We start from the raw sequence: 18,445 nt of genomic DNA on the forward strand, positions 1-18,445 counted from the left end.
GGGGGGGTCCTGGGGCCCTCGCCGGCCTCGCCCGCCGGCAGTCACCCTCCGCCTAAAGGCGAAGGGTGAAGCTGAAGTCGCTCGACGATCGCCCGCTGAGCCGGCGCGTCGATGAGAGGTCACCGGCGGCGACAAGCCTCCGCACCTCAGATCGCGACACCTCCAACCCGGCTGACAGCAATGTCGTCAGCCTGACCGGAATCGGCCGGACGAAGCGGACCGATACGTCGAGCACCTCGGCCTGCGAGACGTCGACTGCCGTCCTCCGGACCGTCCACGCACCGTCCCAGTCGAGCGCGACGCCGTTGCGGCGCGGCAGTCCCGGGTCGTGCAGCAACGTCGCCGCGAGTTCGACGTCGTTGTCGTGGAATCGGGTCAGGGTCGAGGGGTCGATGGTGCGGACGTGGACTCGTTCCAGGACCGTCAGTTTGACGGTCTCCCCGCATCCGACGCACAGCGCCAGGAGCCAGACGTCGAGGAGTTTGTGGTTCGCGTTGACCCGGAACTTGCCGTGTGCGCGATATCGCGCCGATGTACAGCTCAGGCAGCGGCGACGGATGAGCGGCAGGCCCGTCGGGCACACCAGCCACTGCGTCGCCAGTCGTCGTACTGATTCGTTGTTGGTCACCGGTGGATGTACCGATCTGCTGCGACATTTCCGTGCGGAGACGGCGCTCCGCGGAGGAGATCCGCGCATGACGAAGAAGCGAGTGGCGGGCCGTGTGTCACGACGGCGCGCCCTACTCGCTTGGTCCATGCGGGATGTCAGTGCGCGAGGCTCGCACGCTCGGAGATCACGGCGTGGCTACTCGGCGCGGTGAATGTCTCAGCTGATGTACAACGGCCCGTCCCTTGCGGATCCGGCGTGGCGGGAGGCCACCTGGCTCCGGCGACGCTAGCAGCGCGCCGCCGGGCGACTCCACCGGTTATTCATGATCGACCGGGGGGAAACGGTTCGGCGCTGAACGGATGCGTGCTGCTGACCCTGGAGCGGACCAGGTCGCCGTCGTCGTATCCGAATCGGATGCGGTCGGCGACGGCGGTCACTCCCGGCACGGCGGCGGTCAGCCGGGCGGCGATGTCCGCGGTCGAGCGACGGTCCACGTCCCCGGTCAGCACCACCGTGCCTTCCCGAACGTGGGCGCGCAGCTGTGGCGGCCCGATCCACAGCCGGCGGCGCAGCACCTCCGCGACCTCGCCGCCGATCGCCGCGTCACCTCGTGCGTGCGGGCGCAGCAGGTCGCTCCGGGACACCACGCCGAGCAGCCGCCCGCGCGGGTCGGTGACAACCAGCCGCCGGACTCCGCGCCGCTGCATGATGTGGGCGGCTTGCGGCAGCGTGGCGTCGGGACCGATGTGCACGACGGGCGCGGTCATCACGTCACCGGCACGCGGCGGCGTGACGTCGTCCCGGTGAATCCGGGGTGAGCCGCGGACGATGCCGGTGAGCAGATCGGCCTGGGTGACGATGCCGGCGACACGGCCATCGCCGGTGATGACCGGGACCGCGCTGATGCCTTCACGATCGAGAAGACCGGCCACCCGGTGTAGCGGCGTCTCGATGCTCACGGTTGTCACGTCGCGGGTCATCACGTCATCTACGTGCCATTGCATGTGGAACCTTCCTCAGCTCAGCGGTCACTCTCCTACCAGCATTCGTCGCGGAGCCGGCGGCCGGCAGGGTGCCCGGCGGTCAACCAAAGCCGGCCACTTTGCCGGGCTCCGGCAATGCCGGTCAGCGCGTTGACAGGCTCGGCCACGAGGTGGTCGCATGGCCCGGACAGGCGCTGACGACACCGCGCTCAGGGAGAACGCGTGACCACCGCTCCTGACCCGTTGAGCCCGGCCATGCTCGGGCCGGTACGGCTGCGTAATCGCGTCATCAAGTCCGCCACGTTCGAAGGAGCGACCCCGGACGCCCTGGTGACCGACCGGCTGATCGAGTACCACACCGCCGTGGGCCGCGGCGGAGTAGGTATGACGACGGTCGCCTACCTCGCCGTCGCACCCGAGGGGCGTACCGAGCGTGGCCAGATCTACTGGCGTCCCGACGCGCTACCGGGCCTGCGCCGGCTGACCGAGGCGGTGCACGCCACCGGCGCCAAGGTCAGCGCCCAGATCGGGCACGCGGGTCCGGTGGCGAACGCCCGCTCGAACGGGCTGCCCTCGCTCTCGCCGTCGGTGCGGTTCAATCCGCTGGCGATGGCCTTCGACCGCGCCGCGACCGCGGCCGACATCCACCGCGTCGTCGACGCGCACGGCCTGGCCGCCGCATCCGCGCGCGACACCGGCTTCGACGCCGTAGAAGTGCACCTGGGCCACACCTACCTGGCCGGGTCCTTCCTGTCGCCGCGGGTCAACCACCGCACCGACGAATACGGCGGCACGCTGGCCAACCGCGCCGGCTTCCCCCGCCGGATCCTGGCCGCCGTCAAGGAAGCCGTAGGCGACGACGTCGCCGTGATAGCCAAGATGAACATGACCGATGGCGTACGCGGCGGTTTCGACCCCGAGGAGTCCATCCCGTTCGCGCGCCTGCTGGAGGCCGACGGGCACCTCGACGCCATCGAGCTCACCGGCGGATCCTCGCTGCTCAACCCCATGTTCCTGTTCCGCGGCGACGTCCCGATGCCGGCCATGGCCGACGCACAGCGCCCCCTGCTCCGGCTAGGCATGAAGATGTTCGGCCGAACCTTGTTCCGCCACTACCCTTACGAGCCGCTCTACTTCCGCGAGCTAGCGCTGCGCTTCCGTCGCGAGCTCTCCATGCCGTTGATCCTGCTCGGCGGCGTGACCGACCTCGATGGCATGCGGACCGCCATGAGCGACGGCTTCGAGTACGTCGCGATGGCCCGAGCCCTGTTACGCGAGCCAGACCTGATCAACCAGATCCAGCAGGACCACACCAAGCGCTCCCTGTGCACGCATTGCAACCTGTGCGCCGCCACCATCTTCACCGGCACGCACTGCCCGCTGAACACCGAGGGCACAGCGGCACTCCTCAAAGCCGGCACCCGGCCGGTCACCCCCTAGAACCCCGGCCTGCCGGTCCAGCTCTTTCGGGGTACGGGTGACCGGCGTCCCGAAGAAGCAGGACCGGCAATGCAAACCTCGACCTCGAGGTTGGTGAAGGCTCCCGCCGCACCGGGTCAGGAGGCGTAGCGCTTCTCCGCGCGCGCCCGGGCCTTCGCCGCCTCCTCCTCGCGGTTCTTCGGCGGCGCGGTCGTGACCAGCTCATCGAGCAGCTCCGCGGTGGCCGCGGCGACGGCCGCGACGGCCCGGTCGAAGGCCGCCTGGTTGGCCTGCGACGGCCGGGTGCTGCCGGCGACCTTCCGGACGTACTGCAGGGCGGCCGCGTGGATCTCGTCGGGCGTGGCCGGCGGGTCGAAGTTGTGCAGCTGGTGGATGTTCCGGCACACGTCGGGCTCCTTGGGGCTGGGACAGTAATCTCGGATCCATGGTGCACTGGTACGAGTCGTCGATCGACCGGCAGTTGCGCGAGGCTACCGAGCGGGGCGAGTTCGACAACCTGTCCGGCGCCGGGAAACCCCTGGTGGGCTACGGCGAGGAGTATGACGAGGACTGGTGGGTCAAGGACTGGCTGCGCCGGGAGGGTGGCGGCGCCAGTGTGATTCCGGCGAGTCTGGCCGTCCGCCGGGCCGCGGAGGACCTGCCGGAGACGGTCGCCGGGTTGCGGAGCGAGCAGGCGGTGCGGGAGCACGTCGCCGAGCTGAACGAGCGGATCGAGAAGGCGCGGCGCGGGCTGATCGACGGCCCGCCGGTGGTGCTGCCGCTCTTCGACGTCGATGAGGTGCTCGAGCGCTGGCGACGGGCTACGTCTCGGTGATGGCGATCGGGTCGGCGGTGAGCACGTCGCATCGCACGTACGCGAGGTCGATCGTCACGTCGGTGAACCAGAGGATCGGCAGGGTCAGCGGCGGCGGCTGCTCCGGGGTGAAGGTCACCGGGATCAGGCCGAACAGCTTGCCGGTCATGCGTGGGGTGTAGAACTCGACGTTCCCGTCGGTGATCAGCTCATTGCTCTTGATCAGCGTGGTGGCGTCGCCCGGCTCGTCGATCTCCAGGCTGAACGGCTTGTTGACCGCCTTGTCCATGACGAAACTCAGGGCCCGGATCGTCCCGTTCCGGGTCGGCAGCTCGGTGACGCCCTCGTAGGTCGAGTTGTACATGGTCAGCGATCCGACCTTCATGATGCCCGGCTTGAGCCCGACCTGCGGCAGGCCGTCGGCCGCGGCGAGCACGCCCTCCTGCCGGGGCCCGAGGCACGGGATCTCCTCGGCCGACCTGCTGGGCTTCGGGGCCGGCGCCTTGGTGGCGGAACGCGACGGTGCCACCGGACGAGCCGGCGCGGCGGACGAAGGCGCGGCGGCTGAAGGCACGGCCGACGGGCTGGGCGCGGGCGTCGCGTTGTCGTCGTCGCCGATGCCCAGCAGGTCTCCGATGCCCTCGACGACGTCTCCGATGCCGTCCAGGATGGGGTTGCCGGTGCCCTCCTCGGCCGGGACCGGCGCCGAGGCCGACGGGGACGGGGCGGCGGCACTCGGTGCGACGCTCTTCCCGGGTTTCGCCGGCTTGCCGGTGCTCTTCTTCGGCGTGGGGGTGGCGGTCGCGGTACGCGACGGCAGCCCTTCCGGGCACTCGGCGGCGTCGGCGGGCGGATTACCCATGGCCGCCACCGCGCCGGCCACGGCGAGCGGCACGATCAGCATCAGCGCCTTGCGGTGCGGCGGGCGCCGGTTCGGGTCGGGAGCGGCTTGTGGATCGAGCCCCGGCACGATCGTCGAGTCGCTCACCGCCGGCGGGCCGGGCTCACCGGGCGGGGTGCCGCCGGTGCCCACCGGGGGCTGCCGGGGCGGCCCCCAGGCGATGGCGAGCGCGCCGCCGACGATGCCGAGCAGCATGCCGACGATCCAGCCGCCGAGGTTCAGGCCGACGAACGAGTAGAGCGCGGTGAGCGTGCCGACGATGCCGTAGAACAGCCGCTGCGCCGGGGTGATCCAGGTCAGCGCACCGCAGATCAGCATGATCACGGGCAGCAGGTAGGACAGGAAGCCCTGCGGTCCGATATGGATCTCGATGTTGTCCAGTTCCATGTTCGCGCTGAAGAACATCTCCAGCCCGGACAGCACCAGCAACAATCCGCCCCAGAACGGCCGGCCGCGCCGCCACCGGCCGAACCGGACCCAGAAGCTCTCCGTTGCCACGCGTTCCTCCACTAGCTCTGCACGGAACAGGGGAGGGCTCGCGGAGTGATCCTCCGCGAGCCCGCACAACCGGAGATCATCAGGAGTAGCACTCGTGCTCGCCACCGACGTGGAGCTTGAGGCTCATCCCGTTCAGCGTGAAGGTCGAGGCCGAGGTGTAGTACGCCTGCTGGCGCAGGTTGATGATGGTGACCTTGGTGGCCTGCTGGCCGAAGCCGCCCGGGGCGCCGTGCGCCTCGTCCTGCGCGGCGTTCAGCGTCGCCGCGTCCAGACCGATCTGAATGTTCTCGAACGTGGCGTCGCCGCCCAGCTCGGACATGCCGATCAGCAGGTTGGTCGCCTCCACCGGGTGTTCCGGGTCGCCGCCGGCTTCGATCCGCAGGGTGATCGGACCGACCGCCACCGACTGGCAGAGATCGTTCAGGGTGGCGCTCTCGATGCCGGACATCGCGGCCGGGACCTTCCCGTCCTTGGTGTCCAGCTCGCCGCTGTACTGGGTGAAGCCGGAGCCCTCCAGCTTGGCGGCGGACAGCTTGAACTGCTTGCCGGAAATGGTGAAATTGGCCGCGAGTGCGCCCTCGGCGAGCGCCACGACCAGGCCACCGGCGACAACCGTCGGCACGCCCACCGCCACGGCGAACCGGCGCCAGTTGGTGCGCCCGTACGCCGGAGCGCTTTGCGCATCCTCCACGGAACCTCCTAGTGATGGCTGCGGCCGGCGAGCTGACAGCGATGTCCGTCGATGTCGCGGCCGTAATGTGCCGGAAATGTTGCCCGTCAAGGTCGGCGACTACAAGACCCGTCGCTACCAGTCAGTAACCCACGCCACTTGATCAAAATGACTCAGGGTGAGGTCCACCACGGCCCGGCCGGACATTCCGGACATAGATCCGCCGGGCGGCCAGTTACCCGTTACCCCGGGTACGCAAGGCCTGGATTGTCACGGGTAGGTAACAAATCTCCGCCGCTACGCGCAGTGAGAGAGGATGCGGAACCCGTGACTTAGGTCTCACCCCAGGCTTGCCGAACTGTAGGGCATGACCGCTGGCCGGGACCGCCGCTGATGAACGTGCAGCGACGGCTCAACCTGGGCTTCGCCGCCCTGTTCCTGCTGTTCGTGGTTTTCCTGGTGGTGCCCGTCGGCCTCGGCGAGCGGCACCGGGCCGCCCACGAGCGGGACATCGCCCGGATCGGCCGCGCCCAGCTGGCCAACGGCGAGGTCCTCCAGCGGATGACCGACGCCGAGACCGGGGTACGCGGCTTCCAGCTCACCGGCGAGCGGCTGTTCCTGGAACCGTACGAGACCGGGGCCGGCGCCGCCGAGACAGCCCTCGGCCAGGTCGCCGCCCACACCCGGGACGAGGCCGTCCGGCAGCTGCTCGCCCGGGAACGCGAGGCGGTGCGCGCCTGGCTGGACGAGTACGCGACGCCGATCGTCACGGCCGGGGTGGCCGACGCCGACGAGGACCGGGCCACCCGCGGCAAACTGCTCTTCGACGAGTTGCGGCTGGTCAACGACGCGGTGGCGGCCGCGATCGACGCCGAACGCTGGGACGCCGACCGGGCCGCCGCCGGGACGGCGGGACTGTTCAACGGGCTCGCGGTCGCGCTGGTGACGGCGATCCTGGTGGTCGGGTGCGCGGTCGCGCGTACCGGCCGGCGGCAACTGCTCGCGCCGCTGGGCCGGCTCGGCGACACCATCCGCCGGCTCGCCGCCGGGGACCGCTCGGCACGGGCCGAACCGGTCGGGGCGGCCGAACTGCGTACCGTCATCGAGGCCCTCAACGACCTGGCCGCCCAGACCGAGACGCTGCTCGCCGCGGAGCAGGCGCGGTCCGCCCGCGCCGGACTGCGGCAGGCCGTCGTCGCCGAGTTGCAGGAGCTGCGCGACCCGGCGGCGTCGGTGCGCCGCATCGCCGCCCTGATCGGCGCGGCCGCCGGCGCCGACACCGTGCACTCGGAGATCTGCTTCCCGGCGACCGGGCCGATCACCGTGCACTGGCCGGCCGGCGCCGCCGAACCGCCCGCCGACGTCATCGCCGAGGTGCTGGCCGGCCCGTCCGGGCGGCCGGTGATCCGGCCGGGCGGCGGCTTCGCGGTGAAGCTCGGCGACAGCGCCGACAGCGAGCCCGGCTACCTGCTGGTCACCCGTTCCGGCGCGGCCTGGGGAGACGCCGAGCACCGGCTGCTGGCCGGCGCGGCCCGGGAGATCGAGCGAGCGCTGCACCAGCTCACCTTCCAGCGCTACCAGGACCGGCTGATCAGCGAACTGCGCATGCTCGACCAGCGCAAGGACGTCTTCATCCAGACCGTCACGCACGAACTGCGCACGCCGCTGACCAGCATCCTCGGCTACACCGAGATGATCGTCGAGGAGGAGGGCCGGGAACTGGACCCGCTGCAGAAGCGGGCCCTCAACGCCATCCTGCGCAACGCCCACCGGCTCCAGGACATCATCGGTGACCTGATCCTGCTCGACCGCCCGGACAGCGACACCCCGGTGGAGTCGGACGTGCTCGACCTGGCCGGCATCGCCACCGTCGTGCACGGCGAACTGAACAACTTCGCCCGCGCCAAGGAACTCGAGGTCGACTTCGAGGCCGGCGAGGCGTGGGTGCGCGGCGACCGTACCCAGCTCCGGCGGGCGCTGCGCAAGCTGATGGAGAACGCGATCAAGTTCACCCCGGCCGGCGGCAGCGTGAGCTGGCAGCTCACCGCCGACGACCACACGGTCGCGCTGTCGGTGACCGACACCGGCATCGGCATCCCGGCCGAGGACGTACCCGGCCTCTTCACCCCGTTCCACCGGGCCGGCAACGCGATGGACCAGGCGGTCCAAGGACCGGGCCTGGGCCTGGCCATCGTCCGCGACATCGTGCGCGACCACGGCGGCAGCATCGCGGTCCAGTCGGTGGTGGGCCGAGGAAGCACGTTCACCATCACGCTGCCGGCGGCGCCGGCTCCGGTGCCCGCTTGAAAACCCTTGGGGGTACGCGTCTCGCGAAGTCCCCGCGCTACCCCGCTACCAGCCACGGGGAGACGCCCCACCGCGCCCGCCGGGCCCATGCGGGTGGTTGCGCAAACCCCTGGACCTCCACTTCCGGAGCGCCAAGATCGGAAACATCGGGCGCGTAGCGTACGAACGTGGATCTGCACACGGTGACCGAAGTGATCAGCCCGGCGGCCCCCGGATCGTGGCGGCCGGGCGACGCCTGGCTGGGCGGCGGAACGGCCCTGTTCGGCGAGCCACGCCCGCACCTCCGCCGGCTGCTCGACCTGACGACCGCCGGCTGGCCGCCGCTGCGGACCGGCGACGACGGCGTGGAGATCGCCGCGACCTGCACCATCGCCGAACTCGCCGAGCGGATCGCCGGGCACCGCATCGTCCGGCAGTGCTGCCACGCGTTCCTCGCCTCGTTCAAGATCTGGAACGTCGCGACCGTCGGCGGCAACCTGTGCGCCGCGCTGCCGGCCGGGCCGATGATCTCACTGAGCGTCGCCCTCGACGGAACCCTGCTGCTGATCGGACCGGACCGGACCGAGCGCCGGGTGGCGGCCGCCGACTTCGTGACGGGGGAGGGGACGACCGTGCTGCGGGACGGGGAACTCCTCAGGTCGATCCACCTGCCGGCCGCGGCGCTCACCGCGCGTACCGCGTACCGCCGTGGTTCTCTGCATCCCCATGGCCGCTCGGCCGTGCTGCTGATCGGCCGGGCGGAGCCCGCCGGAAGCCTGACGCTCACCGTGACCGCCGCCACCCGCCGGCCGCATGTCCTGCGTTTCGCCTCGCCGCCGCAGGCGGACGAGCTGGCGGCGGCTTTGGGGGCCATCCCGGCGGAGGAGTACATGGACGACGTGCACGGCCGGCCGGTCTGGCGACGGCATCTGACCGGGCATTACGCGGAACAGATCAGGACGGAGCTCGGGGCATGACCCGCCCGGACAGCGTCCTGATCAACGGGAGCGCGCACGAGCGTGCGCCGCGCCCCGGTCAGTGCCTGCGTACCTACCTGCGGGAAGAGGGCTGTTTCGGGGTCAAGAAAGGCTGCGACACCGGCGACTGCGGCGCCTGCACCGTGCACGTCGACGGCCAGCCGGTGCACTCGTGCGTCTACCCGGCCTTCCGCGCCCGGGGACGCAGCGTCACCACGATCGAGGGCCTGGCGGGTCCGTCCGGGCTGCACCCGGTCCAGCAGAGCTTCCTGGACGCGCAAGGTTTCCAGTGCGGCTTCTGCACCGCCGGCATGATCATGACCGCGGCGGCACTGCCCGCGGATCAGCGCGAGGATCTGCCGCGCGCGCTCAAGGGAAGCCTCTGCCGGTGTACGGGCTACCGCGCGATCACCGATGCGATCGAGGGCCGGCCGCCCGCTATAACGGAGCCGGCACCGGGCGCGGCCGTCGGATCGAGCCTCGGAGCTCCCGCTGGGCCGGGGGTGGTCACCGGCAGTGCGCGGTTCACGTTCGATCTGGACGTGCCCGGCGTGCTGCATCTCAAGGTGCTGCGATCCCCGCACGCGCACGCCCGGATCATCTCGGTGGACACCTCGGAGGCCTTGGCGGTTCCGGGGGTTCAGGCGGTGCTTACCCACAAGGACGTGCCGGACGTGCTGTTCTCCACGGCTCAGCACGAGCATGAGGCCGAGGATCCCTACGACACGCGGGTGCTCGATGAGGTTGTCCGGTTTGTCGGGCAGCGGGTGGCGGCGGTGGTCGCCAGCTCAGAGGCGGCTGCGGAGGAGGGGTGTCGTCGGCTGGTCGTGGACTACGAAGTCCTGCCGTTCGTGGTCGACCCAGAGCTGGCCCTCGCTCCCGGCGCGCCCGTGGTGCATCCTTCGCCTGCGCTTTCGTCCTCGTCCTCGTCGTCGCCCTCACCTTCGCCCTCGCCTGCGCCGTCGCCCACGCCCTCGCCTTCGTCGCGCCCCGCCGTTTCGGCCTCTTTCACTCCGCCCTCACCCTCGCCTTCGTCCTCCTCCGAGCCCTCGTCCTGCTCCAACGTCGTGGGGGAGTTGCATGCCTCCCTTGGTGACGTCGACGCCGGCTTTGCGGCGGCCGATGTCGTATATGAAGCGACATTCCGGACGCCACGCGCACAGCACGCAAGCCTGGAGACCCACGGCGCGATCGGCTGGCTCGACGACGACGGCCGGCTCGTCATCCGCAGCAGCACCCAGACCCCGTTCCTCACTCGGCGTCTCCTCGCCCGGCTCTACGACCTGCCGCCGGAACGCGTCCGGGTGATCGCGGGCCGGGTCGGCGGCGGCTTCGGCGGCAAGCAGGAGATGCTGGTCGAGGACCTGGTGGCGCTCGCCGTGCTACGCACCGGCCGGCCGGTGCGCTGGGAGTACACCCGCGCCGAGCAGTTCCTGGGCGCCACCACCCGGCATCCGTTCGTGGTCGCCCTGAAGGCCGGGGCGCGCCGCGATGGTCTCTTGACAGCCATGCGGCTCAACGTCCTCGTCGACACCGGCGCCTACGGCAACCACGGCACGTCCGTCATGCACCACGGCTGCCACGAATCCCTGGCCGTCTACAAATGCCCGAACATGCGGACCGACGCGGTGACCGTCTACACCAACACCGTGCCCGCCGGCGCGTTCCGGGGCTACGGCCTGGGCCAGGTCACCTTCGCCGTCGAGTCGGTCCTGGACGAACTGGCCCGGCGGATAGGCATGGACCCGGTCACGTTCCGCGAACTCAACGTGGTCCGCGCCGGCGACGATCTCACCGCGCCCGGCGACCACGTCGACGACCTCCGCATCGCCAGCTACGGCCTGGACCAGTGCCTCTCCCACATCCGTTCAGCCGCCGCTACCACCGATGACGCCCCGCCGGGCTGGCTGGTCGGCGAAGGCATGGCGATCGCGATGATCGCGGCCGGCCCTCCCGGCGGCCACTTCGCCGACGCGACGATCACCCGGCTCCCCGACGGCCGCTACGAACTGGCCGTAGGAACCGCCGACTTCGGCAACGGCAGCACCACGGTCCACACTCAAATCGCCGCCGACGAGCTCGGCACCACACCCGACCGGATCGTGCTGCGCCAATCGGACACCGACGCCGTCCGCCACGACACCGGAGCGTTCGCCTCGACAGGCGTGGTGGTGGCCGGTGAGGCGGTGCTGCGTGCGGCGCGGGCCCTTCGCGCCCAGCTCACGGCCTCCGACGTTCCCGGCGTAGCGGCCACCGGCCACGGTCACTTCGACGGAACGCCACGTTCGGTGGCGTTCAACGCGCAATGGTTCCGGGTGGCGGTCGACCCGGACACCGGCGAGCTGCGCATCCTCCGCAGCGTGCACAGCGCGGACGCCGGAACCGTGATGAACCCGCTCCAGCTGCGCGGCCAGATCGAAGGCGGCGTGGCCCAGGCCCTGGGCGCGACCCTCGCTGAACACGTCGACATCTCCGCTTCAGGTGAGGTGACCACCACCAGCTTCCGCCACTACCACCTGCCGACCTTCGCCGACGTGCCGCCGACCGAGGTGCACCTCGCGTCCACCTCCGACACGATCGGCCCGCTGGGTGCGAAGTCGATGAGCGAGAGCCCGTTCAACCCGGTGTCACCCGCTCTGGCCAACGCGGTGCGTGACGCCATCGGCGTACGCCTCACTGATCTGCCTCTCACCGCCGACCGCATCTGGCAGGCGATGCAGCAGTGAGCCGAGGCCTGCTCTACGTCATAGTGTGCGCGGCCGGCGCCGCCGGCCAGGTGGGCCGCCTGGTCGGCCTAGCCCAGGCCAGCGGTTGGACCGTCCAGGTGATCGCCACCCCGCCCGCGCTGAACTTCATCGACGCGGCAGCCCTGGAACGACAGACCGGCCGCCCGGTACGCAGCCGCTACCGCTCACCCGACGCCCCCAGACCACCCCGCGCCGACGCGATAGTCGTGGCTCCCGCCACCTACAACACGATCAACAAGTTCGCACAGGGCATCGCCGACACGTACGCCCTGAGCCTGCTAGCCGAAGCTCCAGGCCTGGGCATCCCGGTCGTGGTTCTCCCGTTCGTCAGCACGGCCCTCGCCGCGAGGCCGGTGTTCCGGCGCAGCGTGACGGACCTGCGGGCGGAAGGCGTCCAGGTGCTGCTGGGATCGGGAGAATTCGAACCGCACGAACCGGGTGCCGGAGGCTCCGCCGTCGACGGCTACCCGTGGCACCTCGCGCTGCGCAGCCTGTAAGGCGTGATCCCTGAGGTGCGCAGCCTGTGAGGCGCGGTCTCTAAAGAGCCTTCGCGGTCAGGGTCTTGCCCGGCCCAACGTGGGTGCTGTCTGACGGCCGTTAAGACAGCATTGAGCGTGGGCCATGCAAGATCACCGCTTGGGAACCCTGACCACGGAAGCCCTTGAGCTGCGCGGTCTCCGAGCTGCGCGGTCTCCAAGCTGCGCGGTCTCCGAGGCGCGCGGTCTCTGACGTGCGCGGTCTGGCCCTCAGCTGCGCGGCCCTCTCGGCCACCGGCCGTCACGGCGTGGTCATCGACCCGCTTGCGGGACGGCCCCTGACCGCAGGTCCATCCCGCTTACAGCGCCGCCCGCAACAGCAGGGACGCGGGAACGCCGAGCGCCACCGCCCCGAGAAGCACCAGCCCGAACCGCCACCGCAGTGCGGACCGCAGCGTTTCCCGCCGCTTCGCCTTCGCCGCGCGCACCAGTCGTGACGACAGATAGAGATACGACCCGGCCACCGCGAACGGCGCCGGGAAGACGAGAAGCGCGCTGATCCACGAGGTCTCGCTGCCTCCACCGCAGGTCACCACCCGGCCTCGGCCCGATCGCCGAGCCGAACGCGGAGACGTTCGACGGCAAGCGCCAGCATGCCTTCTGCCGCGGCCTCATCCCCGGGCGTACGCACAAGCTTGTGCACGCTCGAGACCAGCCGGTGCAGGGGCTCGTCGGTGATCGCGGGCGTGTCGACGGCCGCCCCGATCAGCCGGGGCGGCAGCAGCGCCGGTTCCAGGTAGAGCACCCGTTTACGGAAGCCACCGGGGCGAGCGGCGGTGCCGTTGTGCGGCACCCGGGGCGGCAGCAGAGTGACGAGGTCACCGAAGGCGCCGCGCTCATGCCGATCCAGGTCGTAGCGGACCGCACCGTCGTCGACGAGAAGGACGGTCCAGGTGTCATGGGCGTGCATCGGGTACGCGTGTTCGCCGAAACGGGCGTGCAGCACTTCGGCGACCCCGTCCAGCGGCGGCCGCCAGGCTCGGATCTGGGGCCCGCCGGGCACGTCAAAATCGTACAAGACCTGGTGGGGACTCCCGGAAGACGATGAGCGGCATGAACGCACCGGTCCGCTTCTCCACCAAGATCGCCGTCCTCCTCCGCGACGACCTGCTCGGCTGGCAACGCCTGAACGTCACAGCATTCCTGGTCAGCGGCATCCCCATGGCCGCACCCGACGTGATCGGCGACCCGTACGCGGACGCCGACGACGTCTCCTACCTACCGATGTTCCGCCAGCCGGTGCTGATCTTCGAAGGCGGCAAGGAACTACTCAAGGCAGCCCACGGACGGGCGCTAACCCGCGACGTAGCCATGTCGATCTTCACCTCGGACCTGTTCGCCACCGGTCACGACGCCGACAACCGTGCCGCCGTCCGCGCCGTACGCACCGAAGACCTGGACCTGGTAGGCCTGGCAGTGCACGGACCACGCACCGCCATCGACAAGATCCTCAAGGGCGCCGTCATGCACCGCTGAGTCACGCGCCGCGACGCAGCCGGAGGCGTGGTTCGCCCGCCGAGAATCGGAACCCGCCACCAGGTACCCGACCCACCGATCAGCCGCCGCAGTGCCGGAGGGCGGCCGGGCCTCCTGCCACGCTGGCGTCGCGGCAGGCTGCCAGGAGGTCTGCCGGATCCCGGCGGTTGCGCCGGGCTTGCTAGCGGAAGGTCCAGCGCTGGTTCGAGGTGCCGGCGCAGGGTGCGACGACGACCTCGTTCGCCGGGCGGGCGCCGAAGTGCGGGTCGGTGAGACAGCGTCCGTTCGCGGCGTTCATGACGCGCCCGTCGTTGTTGAGGGCCCACTGGGCGGTGTTCCGGCCGTCGCACCGGGCCAGCTCGACGCCGCCGTCGCCCTCCATGTACGCGCACAGGTCGCCGACCTCGAGGGTGCGATCACTGTTCAGGAGCCAGCGCTGCGGGCTGGTGCCGTTGCAATCGTCGACATGCACGTCGCTGCCCTCGCCGATGTCGCCGCCGCGCAGGTCGAGGCAGAGTCCGTTGCCGCTGACCAGTGCGGCTGGACCGGTCAGCGGCGACGGCGCCAGGCCGGCCGGCGGGGCGGCCGTCGTCGGCTTGGTCGCGGTGGCGGCGGGCGACGTCGGCTGCGGCGTCCGCGGCCGCGCCGTGGATACGGACGGCCGTGACGTCGAAGGGTTGCGGGGCTCGACCGCGTCGTCGGCCGAAGCCTCCCCACCGGTGTCGTCGGCGTTCCCGCCACCGGCGACCGACTCCCCGCTCGTCGTCACGCTCGCTGCCGGAGCTGGTCCGCTGACCACGGGAAACTGCTGGTCCGGCAGCGAGGTGGAGACCGTGGGCGCCAGCGCCGGCCGCACGACCGTCCAACCGACGACCGCCAGCAACGCCACCACCGCGGAGCCGGCCAGCAGCAATGAACGGCGGGCTCGCTCGACACGCCGGGTCGGTGGCCCGGGCTCGGCCGGCACGACCGGGATCAACTGAGTGGGAGTCTCCCGGGTCGGGTCCGCGGGCCAGGTCGCGCCGGAAGCGGGGACCTCGGCACGGTCCCCGTCCTGCAGCACGAACGGTCGCACAAGCAACGGATCGCGACCGTCGCCATCGCCGTCGGTTCTCGCATCCCCGCCTGTTGAGCCCGTGCTCACTGCCTAAGCCACCCCCCGATCAGGCACGTCGATGACCCAACTTACCGGCACCCGGCCATTCGGTCGAAGATCACCCTCAACGTTTCCAGAACGGAACCTCTCCGGGACCGCGGGACGGTGGCTGACCGGTGCCGGTGGGCGGCGTGTTCCCGCTGCCGGGAGAACCGGAAGAGTCTTCGGCCGGCGCCTTCCCGCGTTCTCCGGCGGGTGCTGTTCCGGGGTTGCTCGTTGGCGGCGTCCGGCGGTCGCCGGCCGATGCCGTTCCGGCCTCGCTGCCGGGCCGGGCATCGCGGCCACCGTCGACGTCGCCGGACGATGGCGCCGTGTCGCCGCCGTCCTCGGTGAGGACCTGGAGCGCTTTCGCCCACTTCTCCTCCAGCGATGCGGTGCCGTGTAGTAGCTCGACCAGCGCGCGTACCTGCGGGAAGCGCCCAGGCACCGTTTCGAGCAGTACGGCGAGACGGGTGACCAGGTCGTCGAGCAGATCACGGCGGTCGGCTGGGGGCAGGTGCGCAGCGTCCCGCAGCCGGCCGGCCTCGACGGCGAGCAACGCCCGGAACTCGGTGACCTGGTCTGGCACGGCGACGTCGTAGGGGGCTTGCCCTGCCCCCGTCGAACCCGGTGCCGACGTGGCACCGGTCTGCGTGAAGTACGGAACGTCGGCGTCGTCCAACGGCACCCGGTGCGGTGCGGGAGGGGTTGCACGACGCCCCTGCTTCGCGGCTCCACGAGGTGTACCGGCAGCGTCGGCGCTGAGGGCGCGAACCGGTGAGAACGGCGGCTTGGAGGGCATCGGGCCGCCCGGTGCGGGCGGAGGCATCGGCGCTACCGGAGCGGCAAGGGACGCCTCACTGGCGAGGCCGAGCCACGCGCCCGATGCGCGGGCTGCCACGCCGGTCGCGGGTGGCTCCCATCCCGATGGCAACTCCACCGGTTGGGTCACCCGCTTGCTTTGACCACCCTCGTTGACCACACGCTCGTCCACCGCCACGTAGGCGGTGAACCGGCAAAGCACCCCGAAGCGCAACGAGGTGGCGACGATCTGCTGCTCGAGTGACCGGTTGCCGGCAGCGTAGGCATCCTCGAGGTCGCGGATCCGGGCCCGCGCCCAGAGCGACGTGACCGCCTGCTCGGATCGCTGCTGGACCGCGACCGCCGTCCGGAAGTCCTGTTCGTCGCGGGTTCGTCCGGTGACGCTCAGACTTCCACCGGGTGTGCCCGTGTACCGTCCGGTCACCACCAGTGGCACGCCCGGGTAGAGGCCGGGCAACCGCGCTGGGCTGCGGGTGTCACCGAGCAATGTGATGCCGTCGTCGGTGACCGACAGCCCGGTCACCACCGGTGCTCCGATCCGGCGGTGGATGTGCTCCATCGCCTCGTCCAGCCGGTCCTCGCTCTCCACGAGCTCGGCGCGGCCGGCGCCGAGGGCGGCGAGCCGGCCCAGGAAACCGGCGTTGACGGCGCGGTCGATGCCGACGGTGTGCACCCGGGTGGTGCCGATCTGCCCGGAGATCTCTCGCACGATCTGGTCCTCGTTGCCGACCTGACCATCGGTGACCAGCACGAGGACACGGTCACGCCCGGTGCTGTCGGAGAGCAGGGCCAATCCGGTGGTGAGCGGCGAGAGCAGCTCGGTGCCGCCACGGGCGTCGGCGCGGGCCAGGTGTTCGACCGCGCGGTAACGGTTGCGGTCGCTCGCCTCCACCAGACCGTCCGCGAGCCCGTCCGGTCGCTCCACCAGATGGTCGAAGGTGAGCACGGTGAACCGGTCGGCGGCGGTCAGGGTGTCGATCACCCGGGCCGCGGCCCGCCGGGCGGCGACCATCTTCCAGCCGCTCATGCTGCCGGACCGGTCCAGCAATAGCACGACGTCCTTGGGGCGAGGGGTGGCGGCGGCCTCCGGCGGGAGCACCACGAGCTGGTACGTCCCCTCGTTTCCTTCCTCGTCCGGGACGGCCACCGCAGTCTCGCCGCCTGCCGCATACGCCAGGCGCAACACGAAGTCGCGATCAGCGCGTTCGCCCGGGGCGATCCGCAGCGTCCCGTCATCGTCGGTCACTGTGTGCAGGCTGGACCTGACCTCGCCGAGGTCCAGTCCGGCCGGGTCGATGTCGACGCCGATCGAGAGTCGCAACGGGTTCGGGAAGCCGGGCAGCAGCACCGGTGGAGAGATCCGGGAAGCGTCCGGCACCGCGTCGGTGTCGGGATGCTGGCCGTCACCCACATACGGCCCGGGAAGCAGGGCACCTGGCACGTAGCGAGGCGCGACGACAAGCGGGAACCGGAAGGTCGCTGCGCCGTCCTCGTACGCCAGCGGGCCGACCAGCCGCAGCCGGACTGTCACGCGCTCGCCCGGCAGGATGTTGCCGACCCGCATCGTGAAGACGTCGGGCCGTTCCTCCTCGGCGATAGACGCGCGCTGGCCGGCCGCGACGGCCCGGTCGTACTCCGCCCGGGCCTCGCCGCGCTCTCGCAGCTCGGCCGCGACGGTGCGGTCGGCGGCGGTCATCGACATGGCCGTGACGGCGGCCCGGTCCGGCAGCGGGAAGATGTAGGTCGCCTCGAGCGCGGTGTCGTGCGCGTTGACGAACTCGGTGGTCAGCTCTGTCCGGACGAGCAGGCCACTGATCCGCGCCTGGACGTCGAGCCGGTCGAGCGGCAGGTTTCCCCGCTCGGTGTGCAGGGTGCCGACACCGGAGCCGGGCTGGTCGCGAAGACGGTCCCGCTCCTCGGGGCGCATCGGATTGACGGAAATGATCATTCATCTCTCCCATCGGTGAGCCCACGGGACGCGAGCAGATCGAGCAGGGGTCGGGCGGCCGCGGCCAGATCGCCACGGTCGATGTGGTCGAGGGCGTGCGGGACGAGCAGGATCACGCCCATGCCGAGGGGCACACCGGTCAGCATCAGGCCGGTATCGTCCGACGGGTTGCCGGGCAGGACCGCGAGCTCCGCCGGCGCGGGCGGCGGTGCGGGGGAGTGCTTCCAGAAGGCGGCCCGGACCGGGCCGTCCGCCGCCGGCATGCCGGGGCTCAGCAACTCGTCCGGCACGCGGGCCGTGGCAGCGAGCGCCTCGTCGGAGGCGCCGGTCAGCTCCACCTGGATCTCGGCGAGAGTGCGCCCGGCGGCCTGGCGGCGCTTGATCGCGACCAGTTGAAGCAGGTGGCGAGGGCCGTAGAGGGCGACCCGGCCGCGGGTGCCGAGCGGCCGGTCGACGAGGCCGATCGTCGTATACCACCGGATCGAACGGCGGTCGGGCACCTCACGAATGCGGCCGTTGGGGGCGCCGGGGTACTCAGCGGCGAGCGCTGTGTGTACCCGCTCGACCAACTGTTCCATCGTCCACATGCTTCGATATTGACACTGTCACGCTGACACTGTCAA

17 protein-coding genes are annotated in these 18,445 nt (G+C 70.9%); 7 read left to right on the top strand and 10 right to left on the bottom strand.

What is annotated here, in order from left to right:
- Positions 1 to 52: 52 nt before the first annotated feature.
- Both I4J89_RS25415 and I4J89_RS25420 read right to left on the bottom strand, forming a co-directional pair.
- The gene (locus I4J89_RS25415; protein ID WP_309238478.1) at positions 53 to 628 is read right to left on the bottom strand and encodes a DUF1062 domain-containing protein; all 576 of its coding nucleotides are present in this window, start codon (positions 626 to 628) and stop codon (positions 53 to 55) included.
- Positions 629 to 930: 302 nt separating this feature from the next.
- Positions 931 to 1,614 carry a CBS domain-containing protein gene (locus I4J89_RS25420; protein WP_196416569.1) on the bottom strand — a complete coding sequence of 228 codons (684 nt, stop codon included), beginning with the start codon at positions 1,612 to 1,614 and terminating at the stop codon, positions 931 to 933.
- A gap of 201 nt (positions 1,615 to 1,815) precedes the next feature.
- Between I4J89_RS25420 and I4J89_RS25425 the strand changes: the two genes are divergently transcribed.
- Positions 1,816 to 3,033, top strand: a complete 1,218-nt coding sequence (locus I4J89_RS25425) for an NADH:flavin oxidoreductase (protein WP_196416570.1) — start codon at positions 1,816 to 1,818, stop codon at positions 3,031 to 3,033.
- Between the two features lie 116 nt (positions 3,034 to 3,149).
- On the opposite strand, the gene I4J89_RS25430 is transcribed toward I4J89_RS25425, so the two are convergent.
- Complete coding sequence (locus I4J89_RS25430; protein ID WP_196416571.1) at positions 3,150 to 3,419, bottom strand: DUF2277 domain-containing protein; 270 nt, start codon at positions 3,417 to 3,419, stop codon at positions 3,150 to 3,152.
- A 38-nt stretch (positions 3,420 to 3,457) separates the two neighbouring features.
- Between I4J89_RS25430 and I4J89_RS25435 the strand changes: the two genes are divergently transcribed.
- Positions 3,458 to 3,847, top strand: a complete 390-nt coding sequence (locus tag I4J89_RS25435; protein WP_196416572.1) for a DnaJ family domain-containing protein — start codon at positions 3,458 to 3,460, stop codon at positions 3,845 to 3,847.
- Here I4J89_RS25435 and I4J89_RS25440 read toward each other — a convergent pair.
- Positions 3,834 to 5,225, bottom strand: a complete 1,392-nt coding sequence (locus tag I4J89_RS25440; protein ID WP_196416573.1) for a DUF6114 domain-containing protein — start codon at positions 5,223 to 5,225, stop codon at positions 3,834 to 3,836. The two genes, I4J89_RS25435 and I4J89_RS25440, sit on opposite strands and share 14 nt — an antisense overlap.
- Before the next feature lie 79 nt (positions 5,226 to 5,304).
- Positions 5,305 to 5,916 carry a DUF6230 family protein gene (locus tag I4J89_RS25445; RefSeq protein ID WP_196416574.1) on the bottom strand — a complete coding sequence of 204 codons (612 nt, stop codon included), beginning with the start codon at positions 5,914 to 5,916 and terminating at the stop codon, positions 5,305 to 5,307.
- A 372-nt stretch (positions 5,917 to 6,288) separates the two neighbouring features.
- Between I4J89_RS25445 and I4J89_RS25450 the strand changes: the two genes are divergently transcribed.
- The 4 genes from I4J89_RS25450 to I4J89_RS25470 all read left to right on the top strand — a co-directional run bounded on the left by I4J89_RS25450 (position 6,289) and on the right by I4J89_RS25470 (position 12,402).
- Positions 6,289 to 8,202: an ATP-binding protein gene (locus I4J89_RS25450; RefSeq protein WP_196416575.1), complete on the top strand. Its 1,914-nt coding sequence runs from the start codon at positions 6,289 to 6,291 to the stop codon at positions 8,200 to 8,202.
- A 167-nt stretch (positions 8,203 to 8,369) separates the two neighbouring features.
- Positions 8,370 to 9,158: an FAD binding domain-containing protein gene (locus I4J89_RS25455; RefSeq protein WP_196416576.1), complete on the top strand. Its 789-nt coding sequence runs from the start codon at positions 8,370 to 8,372 to the stop codon at positions 9,156 to 9,158.
- Positions 9,155 to 11,884, top strand: a complete 2,730-nt coding sequence (locus tag I4J89_RS49825) for a molybdopterin-dependent oxidoreductase (RefSeq protein WP_230859554.1) — start codon at positions 9,155 to 9,157, stop codon at positions 11,882 to 11,884. The genes I4J89_RS25455 and I4J89_RS49825 overlap by 4 nt, the downstream gene beginning before the upstream one ends.
- Positions 11,881 to 12,402 carry a flavoprotein gene (locus tag I4J89_RS25470; protein ID WP_196416577.1) on the top strand — a complete coding sequence of 174 codons (522 nt, stop codon included), beginning with the start codon at positions 11,881 to 11,883 and terminating at the stop codon, positions 12,400 to 12,402. Before I4J89_RS49825 ends, I4J89_RS25470 begins: the two co-directional genes overlap by 4 nt.
- A gap of 338 nt (positions 12,403 to 12,740) precedes the next feature.
- Here I4J89_RS25470 and I4J89_RS25475 read toward each other — a convergent pair whose 3' ends face one another.
- Both I4J89_RS25475 and I4J89_RS25480 read right to left on the bottom strand, forming a co-directional pair.
- On the bottom strand, positions 12,741 to 12,974 hold the full coding sequence (locus I4J89_RS25475; protein ID WP_196416578.1) for a hypothetical protein: 234 nt from the start codon (positions 12,972 to 12,974) through the stop codon (positions 12,741 to 12,743).
- Positions 12,971 to 13,444: an AraC family ligand binding domain-containing protein gene (locus I4J89_RS25480; RefSeq protein WP_196416579.1), complete on the bottom strand. Its 474-nt coding sequence runs from the start codon at positions 13,442 to 13,444 to the stop codon at positions 12,971 to 12,973. The genes I4J89_RS25475 and I4J89_RS25480 overlap by 4 nt, the downstream gene beginning before the upstream one ends.
- 50 nt (positions 13,445 to 13,494) lie before the next feature.
- Between I4J89_RS25480 and I4J89_RS25485 the strand changes: the two genes are divergently transcribed.
- The gene (locus I4J89_RS25485; RefSeq protein WP_373688155.1) at positions 13,495 to 13,917 is read left to right on the top strand and encodes a DUF2000 family protein; all 423 of its coding nucleotides are present in this window, start codon (positions 13,495 to 13,497) and stop codon (positions 13,915 to 13,917) included.
- 181 nt (positions 13,918 to 14,098) lie between these two features.
- Here I4J89_RS25485 and I4J89_RS25490 read toward each other — a convergent pair whose 3' ends face one another.
- From I4J89_RS25490 to I4J89_RS25500, 3 genes are all read right to left on the bottom strand, one after another.
- The gene (locus tag I4J89_RS25490) at positions 14,099 to 14,992 is read right to left on the bottom strand and encodes a ricin-type beta-trefoil lectin domain protein (protein ID WP_309238484.1); all 894 of its coding nucleotides are present in this window, start codon (positions 14,990 to 14,992) and stop codon (positions 14,099 to 14,101) included.
- Between the two features lie 145 nt (positions 14,993 to 15,137).
- Positions 15,138 to 17,822 carry a VIT domain-containing protein gene (locus tag I4J89_RS25495; RefSeq protein WP_196416582.1) on the bottom strand — a complete coding sequence of 895 codons (2,685 nt, stop codon included), beginning with the start codon at positions 17,820 to 17,822 and terminating at the stop codon, positions 15,138 to 15,140.
- A complete protein-coding gene (locus I4J89_RS25500; protein ID WP_230859555.1) occupies positions 17,819 to 18,400 on the bottom strand; it encodes a MerR family transcriptional regulator in 582 nt (193 codons plus the stop codon). Before I4J89_RS25500 ends, I4J89_RS25495 begins: the two co-directional genes overlap by 4 nt.
- Positions 18,401 to 18,445: the final 45 nt, after the last annotated feature.

The sequence above is a fragment of the Actinoplanes aureus genome, assembly GCF_015704865.1.
Lineage (GTDB): Bacteria > Actinomycetota > Actinomycetes > Mycobacteriales > Micromonosporaceae > Actinoplanes > Actinoplanes aureus.